The organism is Lentibacillus daqui (assembly GCF_027186265.1).
GTDB classification, from domain to species: domain Bacteria; phylum Bacillota; class Bacilli; order Bacillales; family Amphibacillaceae; genus Lentibacillus_C; species Lentibacillus_C daqui.
This window is the reverse complement of record NZ_CP114176.1, coordinates 2959036-2982017: the sequence shown is the minus strand read 5'-3', so window position 1 is coordinate 2982017 and position 22982 is coordinate 2959036. Positions and strand designations below refer to the sequence as shown.

Sequence of the window (22982 nt, the reverse complement as noted above, 5' to 3'; positions counted from 1 at the left end):
AACACCCTCCTTAATCAATGGCACGCAACACCGCACGGACCGGACTGCCATCCGCACCATGAATAGCCAGTGGCAGCGCGATCAATTCATAGTTTCCTGTCGCTATCTGATCAAGCATGATGTTTTCCAAGATAAAAATATCATGATCATGTAATGCATGATGGACTTCCAGTTCTTTACTGTCTGGATCGTCAACGGATGGCATATCAACGCCGAGTAATCGGATCCCTTGCCGGTGCAGCCACGGACTGATTGCGGGATCAAGTGCGGGAAGTTTTTCCGGGAATCGTTCCGGGTTATTCGGCAGACTCGTTTTCAACAACACACGCGTAACATCCGTGTCCCATTCAAACTGTTTTAATACGTCCACCGTAATCGTATCGGTATGACTGACATCAATAACGGCTGCTTTTCCAACATAAATATCCAGGTCAAGCTGATCGACTGTTGCACCATCATTGTCAAAATGAAACGGTGCATCAATATGGGTGCCCATATGCAGGCTGGTGGTGATTTGCCCGATGTTGGCGGAGCCGGACTCTTCTTTCGTATAGGTTAACTCATAGGAAAAAGGGGTATCCCCGGGCCAATGAGCTATTGTATTTGTTAATGGTTGGGAAATATCAATCCATTGTGCCATTATGCAATTACCTCCCGCTTGTTTGCATATTTTTTATAACGTTCTTCCGCCATGATTGACTTTAAAATTTCAACGGTTTTATATACATCCGTAAAGGTATTGTATAATGCCACAGGTGCCAGACGAATGCCGTTTGGTGCGCGGAAATCGGGAATCACGCCTGCTTCTTTTAGTGCCTTGCAAATTCGGGCTGCTTCCGGATGGACGAGCAAAACATGGCCACCGCGATTACTATCATCTTTCGGACTAGCAATGGTAAAGCCATACCCGTTAAGTTCCGTTTCGACTAATTCCATGAGATAATTGGTTAAACTTAGAGACTTATTACGAATTCTGGTGATGCCTGCTTCGGCAAATAAATCCAATGCCCCAATTAATGGTGCCATGCTTAAGATATGCGGTGTCCCGATTTGGTAAGCACCAGCATCATCGGCAGGGGTTAATGTATGCTCCATATCAAATTGTACATCTTTATTTGAACTAAACCAGCCGGCAAGTCCCGGTTTGTTGCCGAAATGGCGTTGATTAACATACAAGCCGGCAACACTGCCCGGACCACCGTTTAAATGTTTGTACGTACACCAAAAAGCAAAATCCACACCCCATTCCGATAGCTGATGGGGGATCGCACCGATTGAATGGCATAAATCAAAACCGATCAATATATCACGTTTATGTGCTTCATTTGTTAAAGTTTCCATATCCAAAATTTGACCACTGCGATAAAGCACTCCAGGTAACACAATCAAGGCAATATCATCGGTCATATGGGCAACGATGTCTTCTGTGGCAAGTGTATGCCCATCACGACTCGGAATTTTCACCAGGTTTTCAGAATCATAGCTGTGTAATGCCAGCTGACTGGTTAAGGCATAGATATCAGAAGGAAAATTTAAGTCGTCTGCAAGAATTTTTGTTTTGTTTCCTTCTGGTTGAAAGAAACTGGCCACAAGTTGATGCAGATTGGTTGTGGTTGACCCGGTGACAATCACTTCTTCGGGTGCTGCGCCAACAAGCGGAGCCATTTGAGATCCCAAGTTTTCCGAGAGAGTAAACCAGGGATGTTCCCCTTTTGACCAGCCATCAATTGCGTGTTGTTTCCATGAATCTAGCATGTTTGCTACTGCTTGTTCCGCTCTTCTGGAAAGAAGCCCCAACGAATTACCGTCCAAATAAATCTTTTCATCGGAAATGTAAAATTCATTGCGGAAATGACTGAGTGAATCCTGGCTATCCAGGTATTGCGCATAGCTTTTCTGTGTAATCATGTATGACACCTCGACTATGTAAAATAAAATTTTTGTATTAAAAAGGGATTCCCCCAATAAATATAGAATAATAGAAACAGGCCATAAATGCAAACGCTTACAGCAGAAGGGAGTGAAATAGGGGAGTTTTCGCCGGTTGTTGGAAAAAGACAATTGTTATAAGGGGGATTTCCATTGGTGAATTCAGCTTGGTCGTTGATTCCGCCGATTTTAGCCATTGTCATGGTGTTATTGACGAAGCGGGTGTTGTTATCACTTGGTGTTGGAATTATCGCTTCGGCCTTTTTTATCAAAAGTTTTCATGTTGTTGCATCGCTTGGAATGATTTGGGAGGCATTTAAAGGAGTATTTGTCGAGGACGGCGGCGTGAATACGTGGAATGTCTGTCTCCTGTTGTTTGTGCTGCTGTTGGGAATTTTAACTGCACTTGTCAGCATGATGGGCGGAACGAAGGCATTTGGGGATTGGATGATCAAACGGGTTAAGACAAGAGCCGGTGCGCAAATGATGACGGCGGTCTTGGGAATCATTATTTTTATTGATGATTACTTTAACAGTTTGACAGTTGGTCAGGTAGCAAAGCCTGTTACTGATAAACATCGGGTATCCCGGGCGAAATTGGCCTATATTGTTGACTCGACATCTGCACCGGTATGTGTGGTTGCACCAGTCTCCAGCTGGGGTGCATACATTATCGGTATTTTAGGTACGGTGCTGGCAGCTCAAAGTGTGACCGGTCACACGGCGCTTGGTGCGTTTTTGCAGGTGATTCCCATGAATTATTATGTTTGGTCGGCGCTGGGAATGGTTTTTATCATCGCCTTGTCACGGATGGAGTTCGGACCAATGAAAGTGCATGAAACACGAGCCATTCGGACTGGAGAAGTTCTTGATCCAGATAAGAAAGAACGGGTTGATACTACCTCCCATCTGCCGGTAAGTAGTATGGGGAAAGTTCGCGATCTGATCATTCCGATAGCTACCTTATTCATTGCAACAGTTATCTTCATGTATGTAAATGGACGGGGAGCAGTGGAAGGGGAAGAGACGTTTATTAATATTTTTGGTGCTGCGGATGCCTCAGAATCATTATTATACGGTGGATTAATCGGAATCGCTGTTACGTTGATTTTATTTTTTCGGCATATAGCGAAAGGGAAATTAACAGCAGAGCACATTGGCATTGGTATCTATGAAGGGGCAAAATCAATGATTCCCGGCTTTATGATTTTGATTTTTGCCTGGGCGATTGTGTTTTTGATCGATGAACTTGGAACGGGGGAATATTTGGCTGGTGTTGTTAATAATGCGCATATTAGTCCGGCATTTTTGCCAGTTATTATGTTTGTGATTGCCGGGTTTATCGCTTTTGCTACTGGCACATCATGGGGAGCATTTGGTATTTTGCTGCCGATTGCTGGTCATATCGCTGCAGCAACGGACATTGAATTGATTTTGCCAATGTTTGCAGCTGTCCTTGCTGGTTCGGTCTTCGGGGATCACTGCTCGCCCATTTCCGATACAACCATTCTGTCATCCACCGGCTCCAGTTGTCATCATATTGACCATGTAACAACACAGATTCCCTATGCATTGCTATCTGCAGGAATAGCCGGAATCGGATACATTGTGTTAGGCATCACCGGTAATACCTGGATTGGCCTGCTTGCCGTGTTTGTTTGCTTAGGGTTATTCCTGGCCTTAACCAGAAGTACTAAAAATTCAAGGGATGCAGGCGAGACGGTTGCTCAATAAAGCTTTGTTGTTGAAACGTTAACAGTGAATGATGAACTATTGCAAATTTTTAATAGATGATTTACACTAATATTAGTTGATCGAAATGTCGTTTCATTTGATGAAATGGAGGGTGGATATGTCGATCGTTGCTGACAAAGTTGCAAGCTTGCCGCCTTATTTATTTGCTGCGTTCCAAAAGAAGAAGCAAGAACTTGTAGCAAACGGGGTGGATGTGATTGATTTGGGGGTTGGAGACCCTGATTTGCCAACACCGGATTTTATTATTGATAAGCTGGTGGAGACTGCGAAAGATCCTGCTAATCACCGCTATTCCACATATAGTGGTTGTCGGGAATACCGGGAAGCTGTAGCAGCGTTTTATCAAAGCCATTATGGTGTCACATTGGATCCGGAAACAGAGGTGCTTGCCTTAATTGGTTCCAAAGAAGGAATTGCTAATTTGATGCAAGCGGTGTTGAATCAAGGTGATATGGTACTTGTCCCTGATCCGGGATACCCCGCATACCAGACGGCTGTGCACCTTGCCGGCGGAAAAAGTGTTCCAATGATACTTGATGCAGATCATGGATATGTACCACTGCTTGATCAAATCCCTGCTGTTGATCGGGAAAAAGCCAAACTGATGCTGCTGAATTACCCGAGTAACCCGACCGCAGCTACTGTTTCTTTAAACACATTTGAGAAAGCGGTTGCATTTACCCGGGAAAATCATATCTTGTTGGCGCATGATGCTGCCTATGATTTGGTCACGTTTGGCGATTATCAGGCGCCAAGCGTTCTACAGGTGCCTGATGCCAAAGATTATGCGGTGGAATTTGGTTCATTATCGAAAAGCTTTAACATGACCGGCTGGCGGATTGGATATGTCGTTGGCAATAAAACAGTGATCCAGGCACTTTCAACGTTGAAAAGCAACATTGACACCAGTCAATTTTTACCGATTCAGCAAGCCGCAGCTACCGCATTACGAAGTGATCTCACAGCGGTTAGAGATCATGCAAAGATTTTTCAAAAGCGCATGATAAAGCTCCACCGTGGACTGACTGATGCCGGAATCGAGGCGGCAAAACCGAGGGGAACGATATTTATGTGGGCGAAAGTTCCCGCCGGATTTACCTCGCTGGCGTTTGCCAACAAATTGCTGGAAGAGGCTGGGGTGATTGTCACACCAGGAACTGCATTTGGCGAAGCAGGGGAAGGATATTTCCGCATTGCCCTGACCGTAACATCTTCCCGGCTGGATGAGGTGGTCGAACGAATCAAAGCAATCAATTGGAAGGGGAAAGCGGCTACATGACCAAAACAAAAAAACAAACAGGTGCCCAGGCGATCGTGGAATGTATGAAACGTGAGGGGGTCACAAAGGCGTTCTGTGTACCTGGAGAAAGCTATTTGCCTCTATTGGATGCATTGTATGATGAAACGTCGATCCAGGTTGTTTCCGCCCGACATGAAAGTGGTGCAGCCTTTATGGCAGAAGGGTACGGCAAGTCATCATTAAAACCTGGTGTAGTGCTGGCGACAAGAGGCGTCGGTGCGGCAAACCTGTCAATTGGGGTGCATACCGCCTATCAGGATTCCACCCCAATGGTCGTTATGCTAGGTCAGGTACACAGCAAATTCCGCGGGCGTGAGGGGTTTCAGGAAGTTGATCTGGATCAGTGGTTTCAGCATATTGCTAAGTGGGCTGTAGAAATTACCGCTGCTGAACGGATTCCTGAACTCGTGCAACGGGCTTTTCGCATCGCCCAATCCGGCAGACCTGGCCCTGTCGTTATTTCGTTACCCGAGGATGTGTTGCCAGTTACCGCGGAAATGCAGTTTGGGTCGCGGTTTATGAAACCAACACCTGCCCCGGCCAAACAGGAAATAGCGGAAGTAGAGCACCTGCTTACCCAGGCCAGACATCCGCTAATCATTGCGGGGGGCGGGGTGAAGGCATCTCAAGCGGAAGAAGCATTGCAATCGTTTGCCGAGAAATTTCATTTTCCGGTAATGGCTGCGTTTCGCCGACAAGACGCATTTCCGAACGATCATCCTTTATATGTCGGTCATCTGGGACTTGGCACGAATAAACAAGTCTTGCAAACGGCGAAGGAGGCTGATGTGATTCTGGCATTAGGCACCCGGCTATCGGAGGTAACAACACAGGATTACAGCATTATCGATGCCGGTAAAAAGTTGATTCATATCGACATTGACCATGAATCAATCGGCAAGGTCTATGCTCCGGTCATCGGGATTGTCGCTGATCTTCGTGAAGCACTGGCGCATTTACAAGAGATGAAATTATGGATCCGTCCATGGAAAGAATGGGTCAAAGAACGACGCCAGGCATACGAATCAATCAGCGGCTTAACGGTAATGCCAGACGATCCGTTGAATAAGCATGTGGTCGCAACACTGGCCGATAAACTGCCAAAAGATGCGCTGTTGACGAATGATGCCGGGAACTTTGCCGGGTGGCTCCATACCTATTATTCTTTTGCCGAAAAACATACGTATGTCGGTCCAACCTCTGGAGCAATGGGGTATGGGATGCCGGCAGCACTCGGGGCAAAACTGGCTTTTCCGGAAAAAACAGTTGTATCCCTATCTGGTGATGGCGGTTTTATGATGACGGTTCAGGAACTGGAGACAGCCGTCCGCAACCAGATTCCTGTCATAAGTTTGGTATTTAATAATAACATGTATGGAACGATTCGGATGCACCAGGAAATTCATTATCCGAAAAAGGTTATGGCTACGGATTTAGGGCAAGTATCATTTGCTGATTTGGCTAAAAGTGTTGGGGCGAACGGTTATTGTGTACGTTCAGCTGAGGAATTTGCCCGCATTTTTGATGAGATATTAGCGGTAAAGCAGACCAAACCAACAGTAATCGAGATTATTACTGATCCAGAACAAATTTCGGTTTCCGCAACGATTCAGGGGCTTCGGGATCATTAACAATTTAATAACGTCATAGATAACTTTTTAGGAGGTCATATACATGCCAGAAACTTTATTAAACGTAAAGAGCTTACAAAATTTTATTGACGGAGAATGGTTGGAGGTAGAAGAACAAACTGCTCCCGTCATCAATCCCGCAAACGGGGAAACGGTTGTTCATGTACCATTATCCAATGCAGCCCGGGTCGATCAAGCGGCAAAAGCTGCCAAAAAAGCGCAGAAAAAATGGGCATTGGTTCCGGCACCAGAACGGGCAGAGGTTTTGTTTCGGGTCGGTAGTTTGTTGAAAGAACGTAAGGAACGACTGGCGCAATTACTGACAATGGAAAATGGAAAAGTCATCGAAGAAGCGCGCGGAGAAGTCCAGGAAGGTATCGATATGGCCTTTTACATGGCTGGAGAAGGACGCCGCTTGTTCGGACAGACGACACCATCGGAATTAAAGGATAAATTTACTATGAGCGTACGTGCCCCTGTAGGCGTAGTGGGGATTATTACACCATGGAACTTCCCGATCGCAATTGCAACGTGGAAATCCTTCCCGGCGATTGTTGCTGGAAATGCGGTGGTTTGGAAACCAGCAACGGAAACTCCAATCCTGGCTTTTGAACTGGCAAAAATCCTGGAAGAAGCGGGATTGCCAAAAGGAGTGCTTAACGTCGTATTCGGCACCGGGTCAACGGTTGGTGACGCCATGGTCGAACATGACGATATTCAGGTGATTTCATTCACCGGCTCCAATGATACAGGCAGGAACATCGCCAGCAAATGTGGGCAACAATTGAAGAAAGTCTCTATGGAAATGGGCGGTAAAAATGCCGTCATCGTGATGGATGATGCAGATCTTGATTTGGCGGTCGAAGGGATTTTATGGAGTGCATTTGGTACTAGTGGCCAGCGCTGTACTGCCTGCAGCCGGGTGATTGTCCATGAAGCGGTCAAGGAACGGCTGGAGGAACGGCTGCTTGCGGAAATGGAGAACCTAACCATTGGTGACGGGTTAGATGAATCGAATAAGGTTGGTCCAATCATTAACCAAGCTGGACTGGAAAAAATTAAACATTATATTGAAGTTGGTAAGGAAGAAGGGGCTAATTTACTTGCGGGGGGATATGTGCAGCAAGAAGGTGTACCAAAAAACGGAAATTATTTCGCGCCAACTTTGTTTACTGACTGTACGGCAGACATGCGGATTGCTCAGGAAGAGATTTTTGGTCCGGTTGTATCGCTAATCCCGGTTAAAAGTTTCGAGGAAGCGGTCGAGGTCAACAATGGTGTCGCCTATGGTTTATCAAGTTCGATCTTTACTGCTGACGTGAATCAGGTGTTCAAAGCCCAGCGTGATCTGGATACCGGAATTGTTTATGTCAATGCCGGAACAACAGGGGCGGAAATTCACCTGCCATTCGGCGGAACAAAGGGAACCGGCAACGGCCACCGCGACTCCGGTGTAGCCGCACTGGATGTGTTCACCGAATGGAAGGCTGTCTATGTTGATTACAGTGGCAAACTCCAACGTGCACAGATTGATAATAACTAAAAAGATAACGAATTGCAGTAAAAAAAGCACCAACCGCCAACAATTCGATCGACTTTCTGGTGCACTCGATCGAGTTAGAGCCGCATTCGATCGAATTTGCTGCTGACACGATCGATTTTGCGCTTAACTCGATCGAATTTGCACCGGACTTGATCGATTTTGTACGCGGCACGTCACGATCCTTCGATAGGTAAGGCGGTACACTAATTTTCAATGTGTTTACAAGGTTGTTTTTGGTAACTGCTAGATAAATAGAAATCATTAGGGAGGCCGGGGAAGGTTCTCTGGCCTTTTTCCTCAGGCGTCGCATCGTAAATTTTTGTATAAGGAGTGATTGGATGAAAATAGGTGTACTCGGATCTGGTTTAATGGGAAAAGAAGCAGCTCGCGATTTAGTAACGAGTGAAGGTGTGGATGCGGTTGGTTTGGCCGACATCGATTTTGCCAGGGCGAAACAGGTTTGCGATTCGCTCGACTCTCCAAAAATAACTGCTTATCAGGTCAATGCCAGTGATGAGGAAGAATTGGCCGATTATATGCGGCAATTTGATGTGATTATTAATGCCTTGTTTTATTCCTTTAACGAAATCATCGCCCGGACGGCAATCAAAGTTGGTGTAAACTCTGTTGATCTTGGTGGACATATTGGGCACATTACCGATAAAGTATTGGCGCTGAAGGATGAAGCCAAAGCTGCCGGTGTAACATTGATTCCGGATCTTGGCGTAGCTCCCGGGATGATTAATATTTTATCCGGCTATGGAGCCAGCAAATTGGACAAATTGGAGGCCATCAAGTTATATGTTGGCGGCATTCCGGTACGCCCGGAACCTCCATTGGCATATAATCATGTTTTTTCAATGGAAGGGGTATTTGACCATTACACGGATCCATCGCTGATTATTCGTGATGGTGTCAAACGGGAAATCCCATCACTGTCAGAAGTAGAGGAAGTTTATTTTGAAAAATTTGGTCCGCTCGAGGCATTCCATACATCTGGAGGTACTTCGACTTTATCCATCTCCTATCCAGAACTAAAAACATTGGAATACAAAACGATTCGCTATAAAGGGCATGCGGAGAAATTTAAGCTTTTGGTCGATTTGAATTTAACCAGAGCGGATTATGAAGTGGATGTGAATGGAGAAAAAATTAATCCGCGTCAAGTATTATTAAAAGTGCTTGATCCGATTGTAGACTTGGGAGATAAAGATGATGCCGTGTTATTACGGATTATCGTTTCCGGTGAAAAAGATGGAAAGCCGGCTACTTATCAATATGAAATGACCACTTACAAAGATCGTGCGACAAATGTTACCGCCATGGCCAGGGCGACCGCGAATACGATCTCAGTTGTTGCGCAAATGATTGGAAATGGTACAATCAGCAAAAAGGGTGTTTATCCGCCGGAACAAATTGTTGATGGGCAAACTTACATTCAGGAAATGGCTAAACGCGGTGTTAACATTAAAGAAATCAGCCAAGCAGAAGAGACACACGTGAATAGTTAACTGCGATCCCTCTACTCATTTGGTAGAGGGATGATCCTATCGTACATAACGTTTTAAGCGAACGAAGGAGTTTTTTACATGAATCAGAGCGTCATCAAAGCATTAAAATTACTCGATTTATTTACTGAAGACCAGCAGGAACTGACATTGAAAGAAATTTCTCACCAGGCGAATATGCCAAAACCAACAGCATACCGCTTGTTATCTGCTCTGGAATCATGCCGTTTTTTATATAAAACAAAAGAAACCGAACATGACAGCCGTTATCGATTGGGGTTAAAGCTGCTGGAATTGGGAAGTCTGGTATCCGACCAGCTGGAACTGCGCGAGATTGCACTGCCATATATGGAGAAATTGGCTCAACAAATAAATGAGGCGATCCATTTAGTAATTGTGACACAGGATGAAGCTACCTATATTGAAAAGGTAGAAAGCAATAGAGCCTTAAGACTATACACAAGAATCGGGAAAAGTACCCCATTATATATCGGATCTGGTCCGAAACTATTACTTGCTTTTTTACCAGAAGATCAGCAGGAAAAAATATTAACAGAAGACAAGCTATATTTCCTTGGCGATCATCAGCCGGTTCATCGAAAAAGTCTGATACGTGAACTGGAAAAAATTCGTCAGGAAGGATATGCTTGTAGTACTGGAGAACAAGACGCTGACACGACCGGGATATCGTATCCGATTTATGACCATAGTGGATCAGTTGTTGCCGCTTTAACGGTAAGTGGATTGTCAAGCCATTTTGAAGGGGAGAATGTAACGTTTATTAAGACGAGCACGAAGAATAAGGCGCGGGAAATCTCCACACAATTAGGATATCGTGGTGAGGGTTTTGCCGGCTGAAAAACAAAAGAGAGGAATGGACAGCCATGAACACCGTTTTTATTGCAGGACATGCCAGACTGCCATCCGGAATGGCGGCGAAAAGTATTTATGAAACATTGACGATTACAGCGGAAATTGATAAAAAATATGGGGTTATTGTAACAGCAGGCTGTACACTGGCAACCTTGCATGGCAGGGAATATGTACAACAGTTATTGCGAGGCTATAGTTTACAGGACGGCATTGAGAAGCCTCTGCAGGAAGTACGCGAGCGTTATCTGGGTAAGGCAGGGAACGCACTGGAATCGGCGTTGAAAGATTTGTATAAGCAGTATGAGCAGTATCAACATGGAGTAAAAGAGCAATTAGATTGATAGTTTTATTTGATTTGGGTGAATCATTAATGATGAAAAAAATAACGAATAGGAAAGAAGGGATTGAAAATGGATGTAAGATATCCGATTGGGAAATTACAAGTTCCCGAAATGGTAACATTAGAAAATATTCGAGAATGGCTAAAGGAAATCGAAACTTACACGATTCGATTAAGGGAAACTGTTGATTCACTAAGTGATGAGGAATTAAGCAGAACATATCGTGATGGCAGCTGGACAGTTCGTCAACTTGTTCATCACATTGCAGATTCTCAGTTGAACATGTATCAACGTTTGAAGCTGGCTTTGACAGATGACAATCCAACAGTACCAGCTTTTGATCAAGATGAGTGGGCGATTCTGCCGGATACAAAGCTTAATGTAGAAAGTTCTATTAAAATGCTAGAAGGTATAAATGAGCGCATTGTATCTTTAGGGTATAGTTTAACTGAAAAACAATTAGAGCGAGCTTTTACTCTCCAAAAAAGTGATGAAATAACAGTCGCAGCAAAAATTGCAAAATTAAACTGGCACGAAGAACACCACTTAGCCCATATAAAAATCGCGTTATCAAAGTAGAAAGGGACAAGGGGACAGGCTCCTCGTCCCACCTTTTTCTTCCATGTGAAATTTTGGGACAAAAGAACCGTCCCCATGTCCCTGTCAAACCGACTCCATACCCCTACTTCGATACTAATTCTTTGTCCCAGGCCGGCAACATGTGATTCAACGGTTTATCTTTCCGATAGCCTAAGACATATTCAGCCTGCATAACGGTATGAATTTCACGCGTTCCTTCATAGATAACCGGTGCTTTAGAATTTCTTAGATAGCGCTCAACTGGATATTCATCGGAATACCCATAAGCGCCATGAATTTGTACGGCATCATCAGCAGCTTTGTTGGCAAAATCACAGGCTTGCCATTTGGCGAGTGACGTTTCACGGGTGTTTCGCTTACCCTGATTTTTTAGTTCTCCTGCACGATAAACGAGTAAACGGCTCATTTGCAAGCCAGCCTCCATCTTGGCAACCATTTGCTGAACAAGTTGATGCTTACCGATTTCTTTGCCAAATGTTTTACGTTCGTGGCAATAGTTGACGCTTGCTTCCAGGCAGGCCATGATTAGCCCAACTGCACCGGCAGCTACGGTGAAGCGGCCATTATCCAATGATGCCATGGCAATTTTGAACCCTTCTCCTTCTTCACCAAGTAAATTCTCTTTAGGCACTTTCACATTATCAAAGAATAATTCTCCCGTATTCCCAGAGCGGATGCCGTGTTTACCTTTGATCGCCTTAGACGAAAATCCATCCCATGACCGTTCCACAATAAACGCGGAAATGCCATGGTGTTTTTTTGATTTATCGGTATAAGCGAACACAAGAAAATGGTCAGCCGTGTCACAAAGCGAGATCCACGTTTTCTGGCCGTTTAGGACATAGTAATCGCCATCTTTGACTGCAGTTGTCTGTAGAGAGGCCACATCTGAGCCAGCACCAGGTTCCGTTAAACCGAATGCTCCTACTTTTTCGCCTTTTGCCTGGGGTACCAAATATTTTTGTTTTTGTTCTTCATTTCCCCATTGCAGTAGAGACATGCTATTTAGACCGGTATGCACGGAAACAGCGGTACGAAAGGCAGTATCTCCGCGTTCCAATTCTTCACACACAATGGCCAGTGCGTTATAATCCATACCACTGCCACCATATTGTTCCGGAATACAGACGCCCATGAGGCCAAGATCGGACAAGCGCTGCATAATGGATGGGTCAAATTTTCCATCCCGATCCCAATCCGCAACATATGGCATGATTTCTTTATCGACAAAATTTCGGACGGTTGTTCTAAGTAATTCCTGTTCTTCTGAGAATTCAAAGTTCATGCTAATCACTCCTACATTAATTTGATTTCGTGAATCCTAAGTTCGCTAGTATTTCATCGGTATGTTCACCGGCATCTGGTGGATGATGCCTGACTTCTACTGGTGTACGGGAAAATTTTAATGGACTGCCAATCATTTTTACGTTACCAGCAATTGGATGCTCACAAGCGATAAACATATTTCTTGCCCGCAGCTGCGGATCATTAGTTACTTCAGCAAGATCATAAATCGGCCCGCATGGAATCTTGTTTTGCTTGCATTGTTCCTGCCAATACGCCGTTGATTTGGTTAAAAAAACTTCCTGCAGTAATGGCACCAATTCATCGCGGTGTTCAACCCGGCTTGGATTCGTCTGGAAACGCTCTACCTCCATGAATTCCGGTTTTCCCATTAGTTGGCATAATTTTTTAAACTGGTTATCATTCCCAACGGCAATAACCATTTCCCCATCTGCTGTTTTAAATGTTTGGTAGGGAACAATATTGGCATGATGGTTACCAAGTCTTTGTGGGATCTTCCCAGACATCAAATAATTGCTACCAATATTGACTAACGCACTGGTTGCTGAATCATAAAGGGATAAATCCAATTTCTGGCCTTTACCCGATTGGTTCCGCTCAAGGAGTGCACCCTGAATTCCGATACAGGCATATAGCCCGGTCAAAATATCGGTAATCGCAACGCCGACTTTTTGTGGACCGGAATCTGCATCACCGGTAATACTCATTAATCCGCTCATTGCCTGAATAATAAAGTCATAGCCGGGCATATCTTTGTTAGGACCAGTTTCACCAAATCCAGTAATCGAACAATAGACAATTCCCGGATTAATGGCGGCAAGCGTTTCATAGTCAAGTCCGAACCGCTCCATCGTCCCGGCTTTAAAATTGTTAATGATGACATCGCTTTCAGAAACGAGTTTTTTAATAACCTCAATTCCTTCCGCAGATTTCAGGTCAACGGTAATACTTTTTTTATTGCGATTGGCACACAAATAATAGGCACTGACGCCGTTTTTAAATGGTGGTCCCCATTTACGCGTCTCATCACTTCCGCCGGGTGCTTCTACCTTGATGACTTCTGCACCCATATCACCGAGGATCATCGTACAATACGGACCGGCCAACACACGGGACAAATCAAGAACTTTGACATTTTCAAGCGCCCCTGACATATCATCACTCCTTTCTATTCATGTAAAAAAGCCAATTCAAATTGACTACAGTTTGCGCTGTAACTCAATCGGAACTGGCTCATATCTTTGGAACAGCACTGGGGTGGAGCTGTAAACAGATTAGGCAGTATTTTTACGTGACATTCGGTTTCCTTTTTATTATAGGATGTAAGTTTTATAGAGATCATGCGTCCTAAACGTGCTAGCGTTTTTTACATGATTCATCTACACTCCATTGTAGTCTATTCTGAATAATTTGTAAATGTTTTTGTGTTATTTTATCGGAAAATTTTTGCGTGTGTTGGAAATAGGGGGGATATGGCCGAATGTTGCATCAACCTACGAACGTGAATATCAATCAATTATGCTTGGATATCAACCGCAAATAGGGGGTATCAACCAAATGAGTAGCTATATCAACCGCAAATGGCAACATATCAACCCAATGGGCACGGATATCAACCGAATCGACCGGAATATCAACCAAATAGAGGAGAGTATCAACCGGATGTGGCGTAATATCGACCAAACGGGTGTGGTGATCAAACAAGTGAATCAACCGCCACATCTGTAATATCAGCTGCTATAAGGGCATTAACCCAAGTTACATTCAGGCATTTAATCCATAAAAATAATAAAGGCCGTGTACCATAATGAGTTCACGACCGTATCACTATTATTTTGCAGCTTTTTGTAATTTGGTAATCATTTTCAATGCGCGGCCGGTGCCGATTGCGACGGATTCGAGTGGGTTTGGTGCGATATGAACAGGGACAATGATTTCGTTTGCCAGCCATTCTTTCATACCGTTCAAAAGGGCGCCACCACCAGTTAATACGATACCGTGATCGACAATATCACCACTTAATTCTGGAGGGCAGCTTTCCAGGGTTGCCCGGATGGCTTCCAATATTTGGTCCAGAGATTCTTTTAACGCGTTGTGAATTTCAAAGGAGGAAACGGTCACTGTTTTCGGCAGGCCAGTAACCATATCACGTCCACGAACATCCATTGTTTCCTCTTTATGGTCTGGATAAGCATAACCGATTTCCATTTTGACATTTTCAGCGGTACGTTCACCGATTAAAATGTTATAGTTTTTGCGAATGTATTGCGTGATTTCCTCATCCATTTTGTCGCCACCGGTGCGAATTGAATTACAAGATACCACGCCGCCAAATGAAATGATGCCTACTTCAGATGTACCACCGCCAATATCAACGACAACATTGGCAACTGGTTCCTCAACCGGTAAATCAGCGCCGATCGCAGCTGCAACTGGTTCCTCAATTAAATGGACGTTTTTCGCCCCATAGCTTGTGACCGCATTATGAATGGCACGACGCTCAACCGTCGTACTTCCGGATGGGGTGCACACAACGATCGTTGGTTTCCGCATCGAATGTCCCATTTTTTTGCTAACCTTCTTTAAAAGCTCTTTAAGCATTTGGGCGGTTACATCATAATCCGCGATAACACCGTCTTTTAATGGTCGGATCGGGACAATATTTTGTGGAGTTTTCCCAACCATTTCTTTCGCCTCAGCACCAACTGCAACAACATTTTTCGTATTAATATCAATCGCCACAACAGATGGCTCGTTCAGAACAACACCTTTTGACTTTGAATAAATTAATATATTGGCCGTGCCCAAATCTATTCCAATCTCTGCATTAGATAACATGATATACTTCCTCCAATAATGACAGACTTCTAATTATATATTTTCTATACCATACCATAATTTCTGGGGGTAAGTCACTACTTTACATATATTGTTATCTAGCGTTTTTGCACCCAAAAATAAAATTTTAAACCAGATTACTATATTTAATGAAAGGCAAGTAACAATAACGTTACAACATTTTACTTTTTGTAACAAGAACTTGGAAAATTTGCATATGTCAATGGTTGTTTTTATGTAATTTTTCCCTTTGGATTGAACATTTTCCTGTATGCCCGTAATCAGGTACCACCGGATATCTTGTATTCTAGGGAAATATTGGACTTGCATTAAAAATCTATCTCTCATTTATCGTAGTTGGCAGGCACTCCCAGCATTATTACAAAAAACCCATGCTATGATGATTTTGCAAAAACAAAAACGCAAAGGGAGAGTGTACAACATGTGGAAAAAATTTGGCATTGCCACTGCAATAACAACAGCTCTGGTTTTTGGCGGAGCATTATCATCGGTTGATGCATCAGCTGGTACTGATCATTCAACAAATCAAACATATACAGTGAATGGTTCTCACAATCTATTAAACAATTATTTGAACCATTGTCATATTAATTCGAACCAACAGGGTGATAATCAAAAACAACAAGCTGATCAGCCAAAACAAGATCAGCCGCAACAGACAGAAAATGAAGATCAGGCTCAACAAACGGAGCAACAACCAGCACAAACGGAAAATTCCGAAGCACCCGCAGACAAGCCGGCTGCCGATAAACAAGAAAGCAAAGACGATGGACAAGCGCAGGGATTAAGTCAATTTGAACAACAAGTAGTTGACTTAACCAACCAGGAACGTCAAAAACAGGGATTGTCACCACTGAAAGCAGACACGGAATTGAGTAAAGTAGCTCATGAAAAATCTCGTGATATGAGTGCCAACAATTACTTCTCACATAACAGCCCGAACTATGGCTCACCATTTGACATGATGAAGTCGTACGGTATCAGCTACAAAACTGCTGGTGAAAACATTGCCAAAGGTCAAAAATCACCAGAAGAAGTAGTTAATGGTTGGATGAATAGTGAAGGCCACCGTGCCAACATTTTAAATCCTGACTTTACCCACATTGGCGTTGGTCATGTAGAAAACGGAAACTACTGGACACAAGAATTCATTGGAAAATAAACAGGGTTTGGAAAAAGGGACTGGCTGTACAATGGCTAGTCCCTTTTTTATGGACAGTTTCATTCGCCTTGCGCTAAAGTTAATCTTGTCTTTTTCCAATCCAGCTACAATAACTGCCCTAATTTTTGGGATTCGCCGATAAAAAGTGAAAAACCGCCGATAAACTGATCGGAATCGCTGATAAATAGTGTGAAGTCGCCGATAAACTGTTCACACCCGAGGCATACTAAAACCGACATACATATTAAATGAAAACCGTGCGCAAGTTTAACAGTTTATCTGGAGTGGTATGTATAGTGGAGTGCAAGATTGGACGCAAGTTGCCAAAGTATCATCTTCTAAGGAGAATACCTGGCTGGATGGAATATAATAGTAACATCAGATCAACAAGTCGTGAGGTGAGTATACATGGTGCAAGGCGCAGCAAATTGGAATACGGAACAAACACAGGAATGGTTAACCAATTATGTTGATGATTGGGTATCCTTTTATCGAAAACATACGGGTGATGGTGAAGTTGCTTCATATATCCCGATTTTGGCTGAAGCGAAACAGGAGTATCTGGGAATATCAATTATTGGAAAAAATGATATGCAGATTCGTTCTGGTGATGTGGATGTTCCATTTACATTGCAAAGTGTCTCAAAGGTTTTCAGTTTTATCGTAGCCTGTATCGAACGCGGGGTTGGTTATATGCTTGATCGAGTTGATGTCGAGCCAACCGGGGAGGCTTTTAATTCGATTATGCATCTGGAAATGCGCAAGGTGGAGAAGCCATTTAATCCATTCATAAATGCGGGGGCGATTACCGTGACATCCATGTTGGCGGGAAGGACTTCAGATGAGAAACTGCAACCCGTTATTGAATTAATGGAAACCATGCTTGGCTACCGCCCGTCGATAAATGTGGATGTTTATGAATCAGAGCGGGATTCATCGATGCGTAACCGGGCAATCGGTTATTATTTGCTGGAAACCGGGTTTCTGGAATCGGATTTGAATATTACATTAGAAACTTATTTCAAGCAATGTTCCATCGAAGTAACCGTTGATGATTTGGCGAAGATTGGTTTGATCCTGGCGTGTGATGGTGAGGATCCAAAAACAGGGGAAGAAATCATCCCACGTCAGGTAGCACGTATCGCAAAAGCGTTGATGCTGACGTGCGGGATGTACAATGACTCTGGAAAATTCGCAACATATGTAGGTATCCCAGCCAAAAGTGGTGTTTCAGGGGGGATTCTTGCTGTTGCACCACCACGGGTACGTGAAGAAATTTTGCCATTCATGGACGGATGTGGCATCGGCGTGTTCGGACCGGCATTAGACGAGAAAGGCAATAGTATCGCCGGTATCCGCCTGTTAAGACACATAGCCAAACAATGGGATCTCAGCGTGTTTTAGGGAGATCCCCTAATAAGGCGAAGATAGGAAACAGTAGCCAGCTCGTGTAATAGATGCTTTTTTCAATATGCTTTTCACCTGACGTCGATCATACCTATAAGTATTTGTTAACTTTACAAAAGCATTTACTTTATATTTGTAAAAACACACAAATCATAATAAACTCGTATTAGTACACATGAATTGGAGTGTTCCCCGATGCGAGATTCACTATCCTCAACCAATTTTAACGAGGATTTTCAATCTGCAGACCAATTGGCCGATTACATTGCAGAAATTTTGGAATGCCCCATTACAATAGAAGATTCTAATCATCATTTGATTTCATACAGTAAGCATAGTGAAAATATTGATGAAGCAAGAATCTCAACGATTATGAGCAGAAAGGTACCGGATAAGGTGATTAACAGCCTTTGGAAAAATGGTATTATGCACAAATTGTTCGAAAGTGATGAGCCAATAGCTATTCCGGCAATCGAGGAAGTTGGTCTTGGTAATCGTATCGCTGTATCCATTCGCAAAAATAATGAAATACTCGGATTTATTTGGGCGCATACGAACGATAAAGCACTATCAGACAATAAATTGCAATTATTAACCGAAGCTGCCAAGTTGGTTAAAAAATTCATGCTGCATTCCCGAACCAGGAAAATTAAGGGGGAGGATGCGTATAACAATTTTTTCTGGCAGCTGCTAATGGGTGATATTGATAATGAAAGTGAAATTAAACAGCGGGCTGAGCAACTCGGGATACAATTGGATGGTAATCTCGCAATTGTTATCATTGAATTTAAAAATGATATAACAGAGACGATTGAAAGACATGCAAATTATTTGCTGAAAACCTTGAATAAAGTACAAATTGTTTTACGACTTTTTGATCAAAAACAACTGATTTTACTTGTTCAAGGAGCACAAGTCGATCATATGAAACAATTGATCATTGCATTTATTCAATCGTTTCAACAAAAAATGAATACCCAGTTGGAAATTTGCTGTATGAAGTCTTCCATAGGTTTAATCTATCATTCTGCTATAAATATGACCGACAGCTACAAACAAGCGTTAAAGGTGATGGAATTGAAAGATAAATTTCCGGATACATTGGAGGGAATTTATTCGTATCAGGATCTCGGCATTTATCAATTTATTGAAGAACTTCGTAATAAAAGACAGCAAATGCATTATGAAAACGAAAGCTTGGAGAAGTTAAAGGCATACGATAAGAAACATCATACAGAACTGTTACCCACGTTAAAAATTTATCTGGAATGTGATAGTAATGTGAATCAGGCTGCCAAAAAAATGTTCATTCACGCGAATACTATGAACTACCGTTTAAAGCGCATTGAAGAAGTAAGTGGAATAAATTTAAAAAATGCACATTTGAAGGTAACAGCATATATTGATTTGCTGATAGAAAGTTTTGACGATATGTGATTTGTGTTTTTACACAAACGAAAAGAAGTATTTTCATTTTTTGCGATAAGGATTCTATTCGTGAAAGGGATTACAATGGTTGTAGAAGTTACTTAAGATGAGGAGATGATAATGATGATTATTGGGGTTCCAAAAGAAATCAAAAATAATGAAAATCGTGTTGCGATGACACCGGCTGGGGTTATCCATTTAGTCAATGCTGGTCAAACGGTTTTGATTGAGACAAACGCTGGATCAGGAAGCAGTTTCACCGATGAAGAATATAAACAAGCTGGTGCTGAAATTGTTAAAAATGCTTCAGATGTTTGGGAAAAAGCGGATATGATCATGAAAGTGAAAGAACCGCTTGCATCTGAATATAAATATTTTCGCAAAGGATTAATTTTATTTACGTACCTCCACCTGGCGAATGAACCGGAACTTACAAAGGCGCTGGTTGAAAATGAGGTAACAGCAATCGCTTATGAAACCATTACAGTGAACAATACCTTGCCATTACTTACGCCAATGAGTGAAGTTGCCGGCCGTATGTCAGTTCAGCTTGGTGCGCAGTATTTGGAAAAATCACAAGGCGGAAAAGGGATTGTTTTAAGTGGTATTCCTGGCGTGAAACGGGGAAAAGTCACTATTATTGGTGGTGGAGTAGTCGGGGCAAATGCAGCAAAAATCGCGCTTGGCTTAGGTGCGGATGTCTCCGTCGTTGACCTTAATCCTGCACGTTTGCGCCAGCTTGATGATATTTTTGGTAATGATGTGCAAACACTAATGTCCAACCCGCTTAATATTGCCGAAGCTGTAAAAGAATCTGATTTGGTCGTTGGCTCTGTGTTAATTCCGGGTGCAAGAGCGCCTAAACTCGTTACCGAAGAAATGGTGAAATCAATGCAACCAGGATCTGTTATTGTAGACGTGGCAATTGATCAAGGCGGTAACTTTGAAACGGTTGATCATCCAACAACACATGATGACCCAATTTATGAGAAACATGGTGTACTTCATTACGCGGTTGCTAATATTCCTGGTGCTGTTCCACGTACTGCCACGATTGGTTTAAACAACGTAACCGTTCCATATGCTGTACAAATTGCCAAAAAAGGAGTTTTACAAGCGGTTAAAGATAGCGAACCAATTAAAACAGGTGTAAACGTACTCAATGGCAACGTAACCTATGAAGCTGTTGCCCATGATCTGGGATTTGATTATGTTTCCGTGGAAGATGCAATGGCAGCATTTTCTGTCTGATTGAAGCACATAATATATGTGACGACTGTGTTAATTTACCACGCTTTCCAGAAAAGGTACCCTTCTTCATCTATAAGAAGGGTACCTTTTGTGTTGAATGATGTTTTCTCAAGTAGTGGAAATCGATCGAGCTGGGCGCAAAATCGATCGAGTGCACGCTAAAATCGATCGAACCCGACGCCAAATCGATCAAGCTAGAAATGAATCGAACACTAGCCTGCTTAAATCTCCATCTACCCTATGCACTATAAAAATAGGAATAGCAGAACCTCATTTTGCCTCAGCTAAGATACTTGTTTGTGCTGTCTGATTTCTTTGTTTTTCGTAATGTTGATAAATTGTTCTGCTTTTGCTAAAGGTGCTGTGGTGATGAGGCTTATTCCGGTAAACAGGATGGCCGACATGACTAGTCCCCAGACACCAGAGCCAAACCCCAAGGGCGTCCACCCGGCAAATTCCATCAGCAGCACTAGAATGGCGCCCAACAATACGCTGGTAATAACCCCTGTAGCCGTTCCTCGTTTCCAAAAAAATGTACCAATAAAAGCAGGAACCGTTACAATTAACCCGGATGATGCTGCGACAGATAATACTGCAATCAAGTTAAGCTGTAATTCAGCAAAGGCAAATGCCAGGATCGCAATGATCGGAATAACGATTTTCCCGATCCGCAATTGTTTGGCATCTGATGCATGCTGTTTTACATTTCCGTAGACATCCTTGGCAAACATCGATGATAATGTCAGCATGATCGAATCAATGGTGGAAACAGCTGCGGCCAAAATACCGACCATTACGATCACGCCGAGGATAGGTGGTACCAACTCGGATGACAGCAATTTTGGTGTAGCCAAGTCCGCTGTTGTCAGATCCGGAAACATTTGCAATGCCGAAAATCCCCACAATACCGATACAAATGTATAAATAAATCCGAATGCTAAAAAACCAATCAGCATTTGTCGCAATCCTTTTAATGAAGCGGGCATGAACAAGCGCTGACTGACTTGTGGATTGGACAAACTAAAGAAAAACCATGGCAGTGTTAAACTCACAAACGTGGCAAAACTAAAATAGCCATTCCCTGGTACGGATAAAGCTTGCGGGTGATTGATTTGTAACGTGTCAAAAAATACCCCAAACCCGCCCAAATGATGCACAACCAGCAAAACAACAAGGGTTGCTGTGATAATCATGATTATCGCCTGTAATGAATCCGTCCAGACAACCGAATAAATGCCGGCAGTATAGGAGAATAATATAGCTAAAACTGTTGCGATCACAACACCAGTCGTAAATGGTATCGCATTATTCGTAATCCCTTGTAACAGATATCCAACACCAGCAAGCTGGACAGCACAATATGGGATTAAAAATAAACAACTAATAATAGAAATGACGCTGGCAACAGGTTTGCTCTGATACCGATCGCCTACCATTTCTGCTGGAGACACATAGCCGAATTTTTTCCCGGCGAGCCAAAAGCGGGGGCCAAATAAGGCAACAAGTGATACACCTGTGAAATAGACAATCTCAAATCCAAGCGCTCCAACGCCACCTTGATAAGTCAATCCGGCTAGTCCAACCAGCATAAAGGCACTATACGTCGTGGCACTGTAACTTAGTGCTGATAGAATACCATTCATATTCCGCCCGCCAATAAAATAGTTGGACATATTTGTGCGGACACCGTGTCGTGCCCAAAAAGCAACCGCTAATGCTAGAATGATATAAATAAAAATGCCAATATAAACAAAATTTGCTTGCAATTTACTCCCTCCAGTCCTTAGTAACCATGACATTTGCTACAATAATGAGAACGCCGATAACTCCCCAGATTAGAAAACTTCCATACCATGCGTCAACGCTTGACAGAACGGTATACGGCAAAATATATGCTGCCAAGACCAATACAACAATGAGTGCTCCCCACAAGGATTTTGCCCTGTTCATTTCTACGTCAGCCTCCCTTTATATTTTACATGTGTCTTTACACATATGTTTACACAATGGAGATAGAAACGCAACCTATATTTTTAAAAGATGAATGATGACAGGTTTGTCAGATGGATTTGGTATACTGATAGTAATTA

The 22982-nt window shown here is 43.0% G+C and carries 20 protein-coding genes; 13 read left to right on the top strand and 7 right to left on the bottom strand.

Annotated features, from left to right (window positions below):
* Positions 1 to 10: 10 nt before the first annotated feature.
* Together kynB and kynU are read right to left on the bottom strand one after the other, a co-directional pair.
* Positions 11 to 640 (bottom strand): arylformamidase, encoded by a 630-nt coding sequence (gene kynB / locus O2S85_RS15065; RefSeq protein ID WP_269410129.1) that lies wholly within the window; start codon positions 638 to 640, stop codon positions 11 to 13.
* Entirely contained in the window at positions 640 to 1908 is a 1269-nt protein-coding gene (gene kynU, locus O2S85_RS15060) for a kynureninase (protein ID WP_269410128.1), read from the bottom strand. The genes kynB and kynU overlap by 1 nt, the downstream gene beginning before the upstream one ends.
* Before the next feature lie 177 nt (positions 1909 to 2085).
* Here kynU and O2S85_RS15055 point away from each other — a divergent pair, with 177 nt between their 5' ends.
* The 8 genes from O2S85_RS15055 (at position 2086) to O2S85_RS15020 (ending at position 11459) form a co-directional block, all read left to right on the top strand.
* Positions 2086 to 3663, top strand: a complete 1578-nt coding sequence (locus O2S85_RS15055) for a Na+/H+ antiporter NhaC family protein (protein ID WP_269412602.1) — start codon at positions 2086 to 2088, stop codon at positions 3661 to 3663.
* Between the two features lie 118 nt (positions 3664 to 3781).
* A complete protein-coding gene (locus tag O2S85_RS15050) occupies positions 3782 to 4963 on the top strand; it encodes an LL-diaminopimelate aminotransferase (RefSeq protein ID WP_269410127.1) in 1182 nt (393 codons plus the stop codon).
* Positions 4960 to 6615, top strand: coding sequence for a thiamine pyrophosphate-dependent enzyme (locus O2S85_RS15045; RefSeq protein WP_269410126.1), 1656 nt, complete (start codon positions 4960 to 4962; stop codon positions 6613 to 6615). The genes O2S85_RS15050 and O2S85_RS15045 overlap by 4 nt, the downstream gene beginning before the upstream one ends.
* Positions 6616 to 6658: 43 nt before the next feature.
* Complete coding sequence (locus O2S85_RS15040; protein ID WP_269410125.1) at positions 6659 to 8158, top strand: aldehyde dehydrogenase family protein; 1500 nt, start codon at positions 6659 to 6661, stop codon at positions 8156 to 8158.
* 338 nt (positions 8159 to 8496) lie between these two features.
* Positions 8497 to 9669, top strand: a complete 1173-nt coding sequence (locus O2S85_RS15035) for a saccharopine dehydrogenase family protein (protein WP_269410124.1) — start codon at positions 8497 to 8499, stop codon at positions 9667 to 9669.
* Positions 9670 to 9747: 78 nt separating this feature from the next.
* The gene (locus O2S85_RS15030) at positions 9748 to 10524 is read left to right on the top strand and encodes an IclR family transcriptional regulator (RefSeq protein WP_269410123.1); all 777 of its coding nucleotides are present in this window, start codon (positions 9748 to 9750) and stop codon (positions 10522 to 10524) included.
* A 26-nt stretch (positions 10525 to 10550) separates the two neighbouring features.
* On the top strand, positions 10551 to 10880 hold the full coding sequence (locus O2S85_RS15025; RefSeq protein ID WP_269410122.1) for a DUF3870 domain-containing protein: 330 nt from the start codon (positions 10551 to 10553) through the stop codon (positions 10878 to 10880).
* Between the two features lie 69 nt (positions 10881 to 10949).
* A complete protein-coding gene (locus tag O2S85_RS15020) occupies positions 10950 to 11459 on the top strand; it encodes a YfiT family bacillithiol transferase (RefSeq protein ID WP_269410121.1) in 510 nt (169 codons plus the stop codon).
* A gap of 103 nt (positions 11460 to 11562) precedes the next feature.
* Here the strand turns inward: O2S85_RS15020 and O2S85_RS15015 are convergent, their stop codons facing one another.
* Positions 11563 to 12765, bottom strand: coding sequence for an acyl-CoA dehydrogenase family protein (locus O2S85_RS15015; protein WP_269410120.1), 1203 nt, complete (start codon positions 12763 to 12765; stop codon positions 11563 to 11565).
* Between the two features lie 16 nt (positions 12766 to 12781).
* A complete protein-coding gene (locus tag O2S85_RS15010; protein ID WP_269410119.1) occupies positions 12782 to 13939 on the bottom strand; it encodes a CaiB/BaiF CoA transferase family protein in 1158 nt (385 codons plus the stop codon).
* A gap of 298 nt (positions 13940 to 14237) precedes the next feature.
* Between O2S85_RS15010 and O2S85_RS15005 the strand changes: the two genes are divergently transcribed.
* Entirely contained in the window at positions 14238 to 14513 is a 276-nt protein-coding gene (locus O2S85_RS15005) for a hypothetical protein (protein WP_269410118.1), read from the top strand.
* A 102-nt stretch (positions 14514 to 14615) separates the two neighbouring features.
* On the opposite strand, the gene mreBH is transcribed toward O2S85_RS15005, so the two are convergent.
* Complete coding sequence (gene mreBH / locus O2S85_RS15000; RefSeq protein ID WP_269410117.1) at positions 14616 to 15623, bottom strand: rod-share determining protein MreBH; 1008 nt, start codon at positions 15621 to 15623, stop codon at positions 14616 to 14618.
* 442 nt (positions 15624 to 16065) lie between these two features.
* On the opposite strand from mreBH, the gene O2S85_RS14995 reads away from it, so the two are divergent.
* From O2S85_RS14995 to ald, 4 genes are all read left to right on the top strand, one after another.
* The gene (locus O2S85_RS14995; RefSeq protein WP_269410116.1) at positions 16066 to 16806 is read left to right on the top strand and encodes a CAP domain-containing protein; all 741 of its coding nucleotides are present in this window, start codon (positions 16066 to 16068) and stop codon (positions 16804 to 16806) included.
* 408 nt (positions 16807 to 17214) lie between these two features.
* A complete protein-coding gene (locus tag O2S85_RS14990; RefSeq protein WP_269410115.1) occupies positions 17215 to 18210 on the top strand; it encodes a glutaminase in 996 nt (331 codons plus the stop codon).
* A gap of 198 nt (positions 18211 to 18408) precedes the next feature.
* Positions 18409 to 19650 carry a PucR family transcriptional regulator gene (locus O2S85_RS14985; protein ID WP_269410114.1) on the top strand — a complete coding sequence of 414 codons (1242 nt, stop codon included), beginning with the start codon at positions 18409 to 18411 and terminating at the stop codon, positions 19648 to 19650.
* A 114-nt stretch (positions 19651 to 19764) separates the two neighbouring features.
* Entirely contained in the window at positions 19765 to 20892 is a 1128-nt protein-coding gene (gene ald, locus O2S85_RS14980; RefSeq protein WP_269412601.1) for an alanine dehydrogenase, read from the top strand.
* 284 nt (positions 20893 to 21176) lie between these two features.
* On the opposite strand, the gene O2S85_RS14975 is transcribed toward ald, so the two are convergent.
* Entirely contained in the window at positions 21177 to 22658 is a 1482-nt protein-coding gene (locus O2S85_RS14975) for a sodium:solute symporter family protein (RefSeq protein WP_269410113.1), read from the bottom strand.
* 1 nt (position 22659) lies between these two features.
* Positions 22660 to 22842, bottom strand: coding sequence for a hypothetical protein (locus tag O2S85_RS14970; protein ID WP_269410112.1), 183 nt, complete (start codon positions 22840 to 22842; stop codon positions 22660 to 22662).
* Between the last annotated feature and the right edge of the window lie 140 nt (positions 22843 to 22982).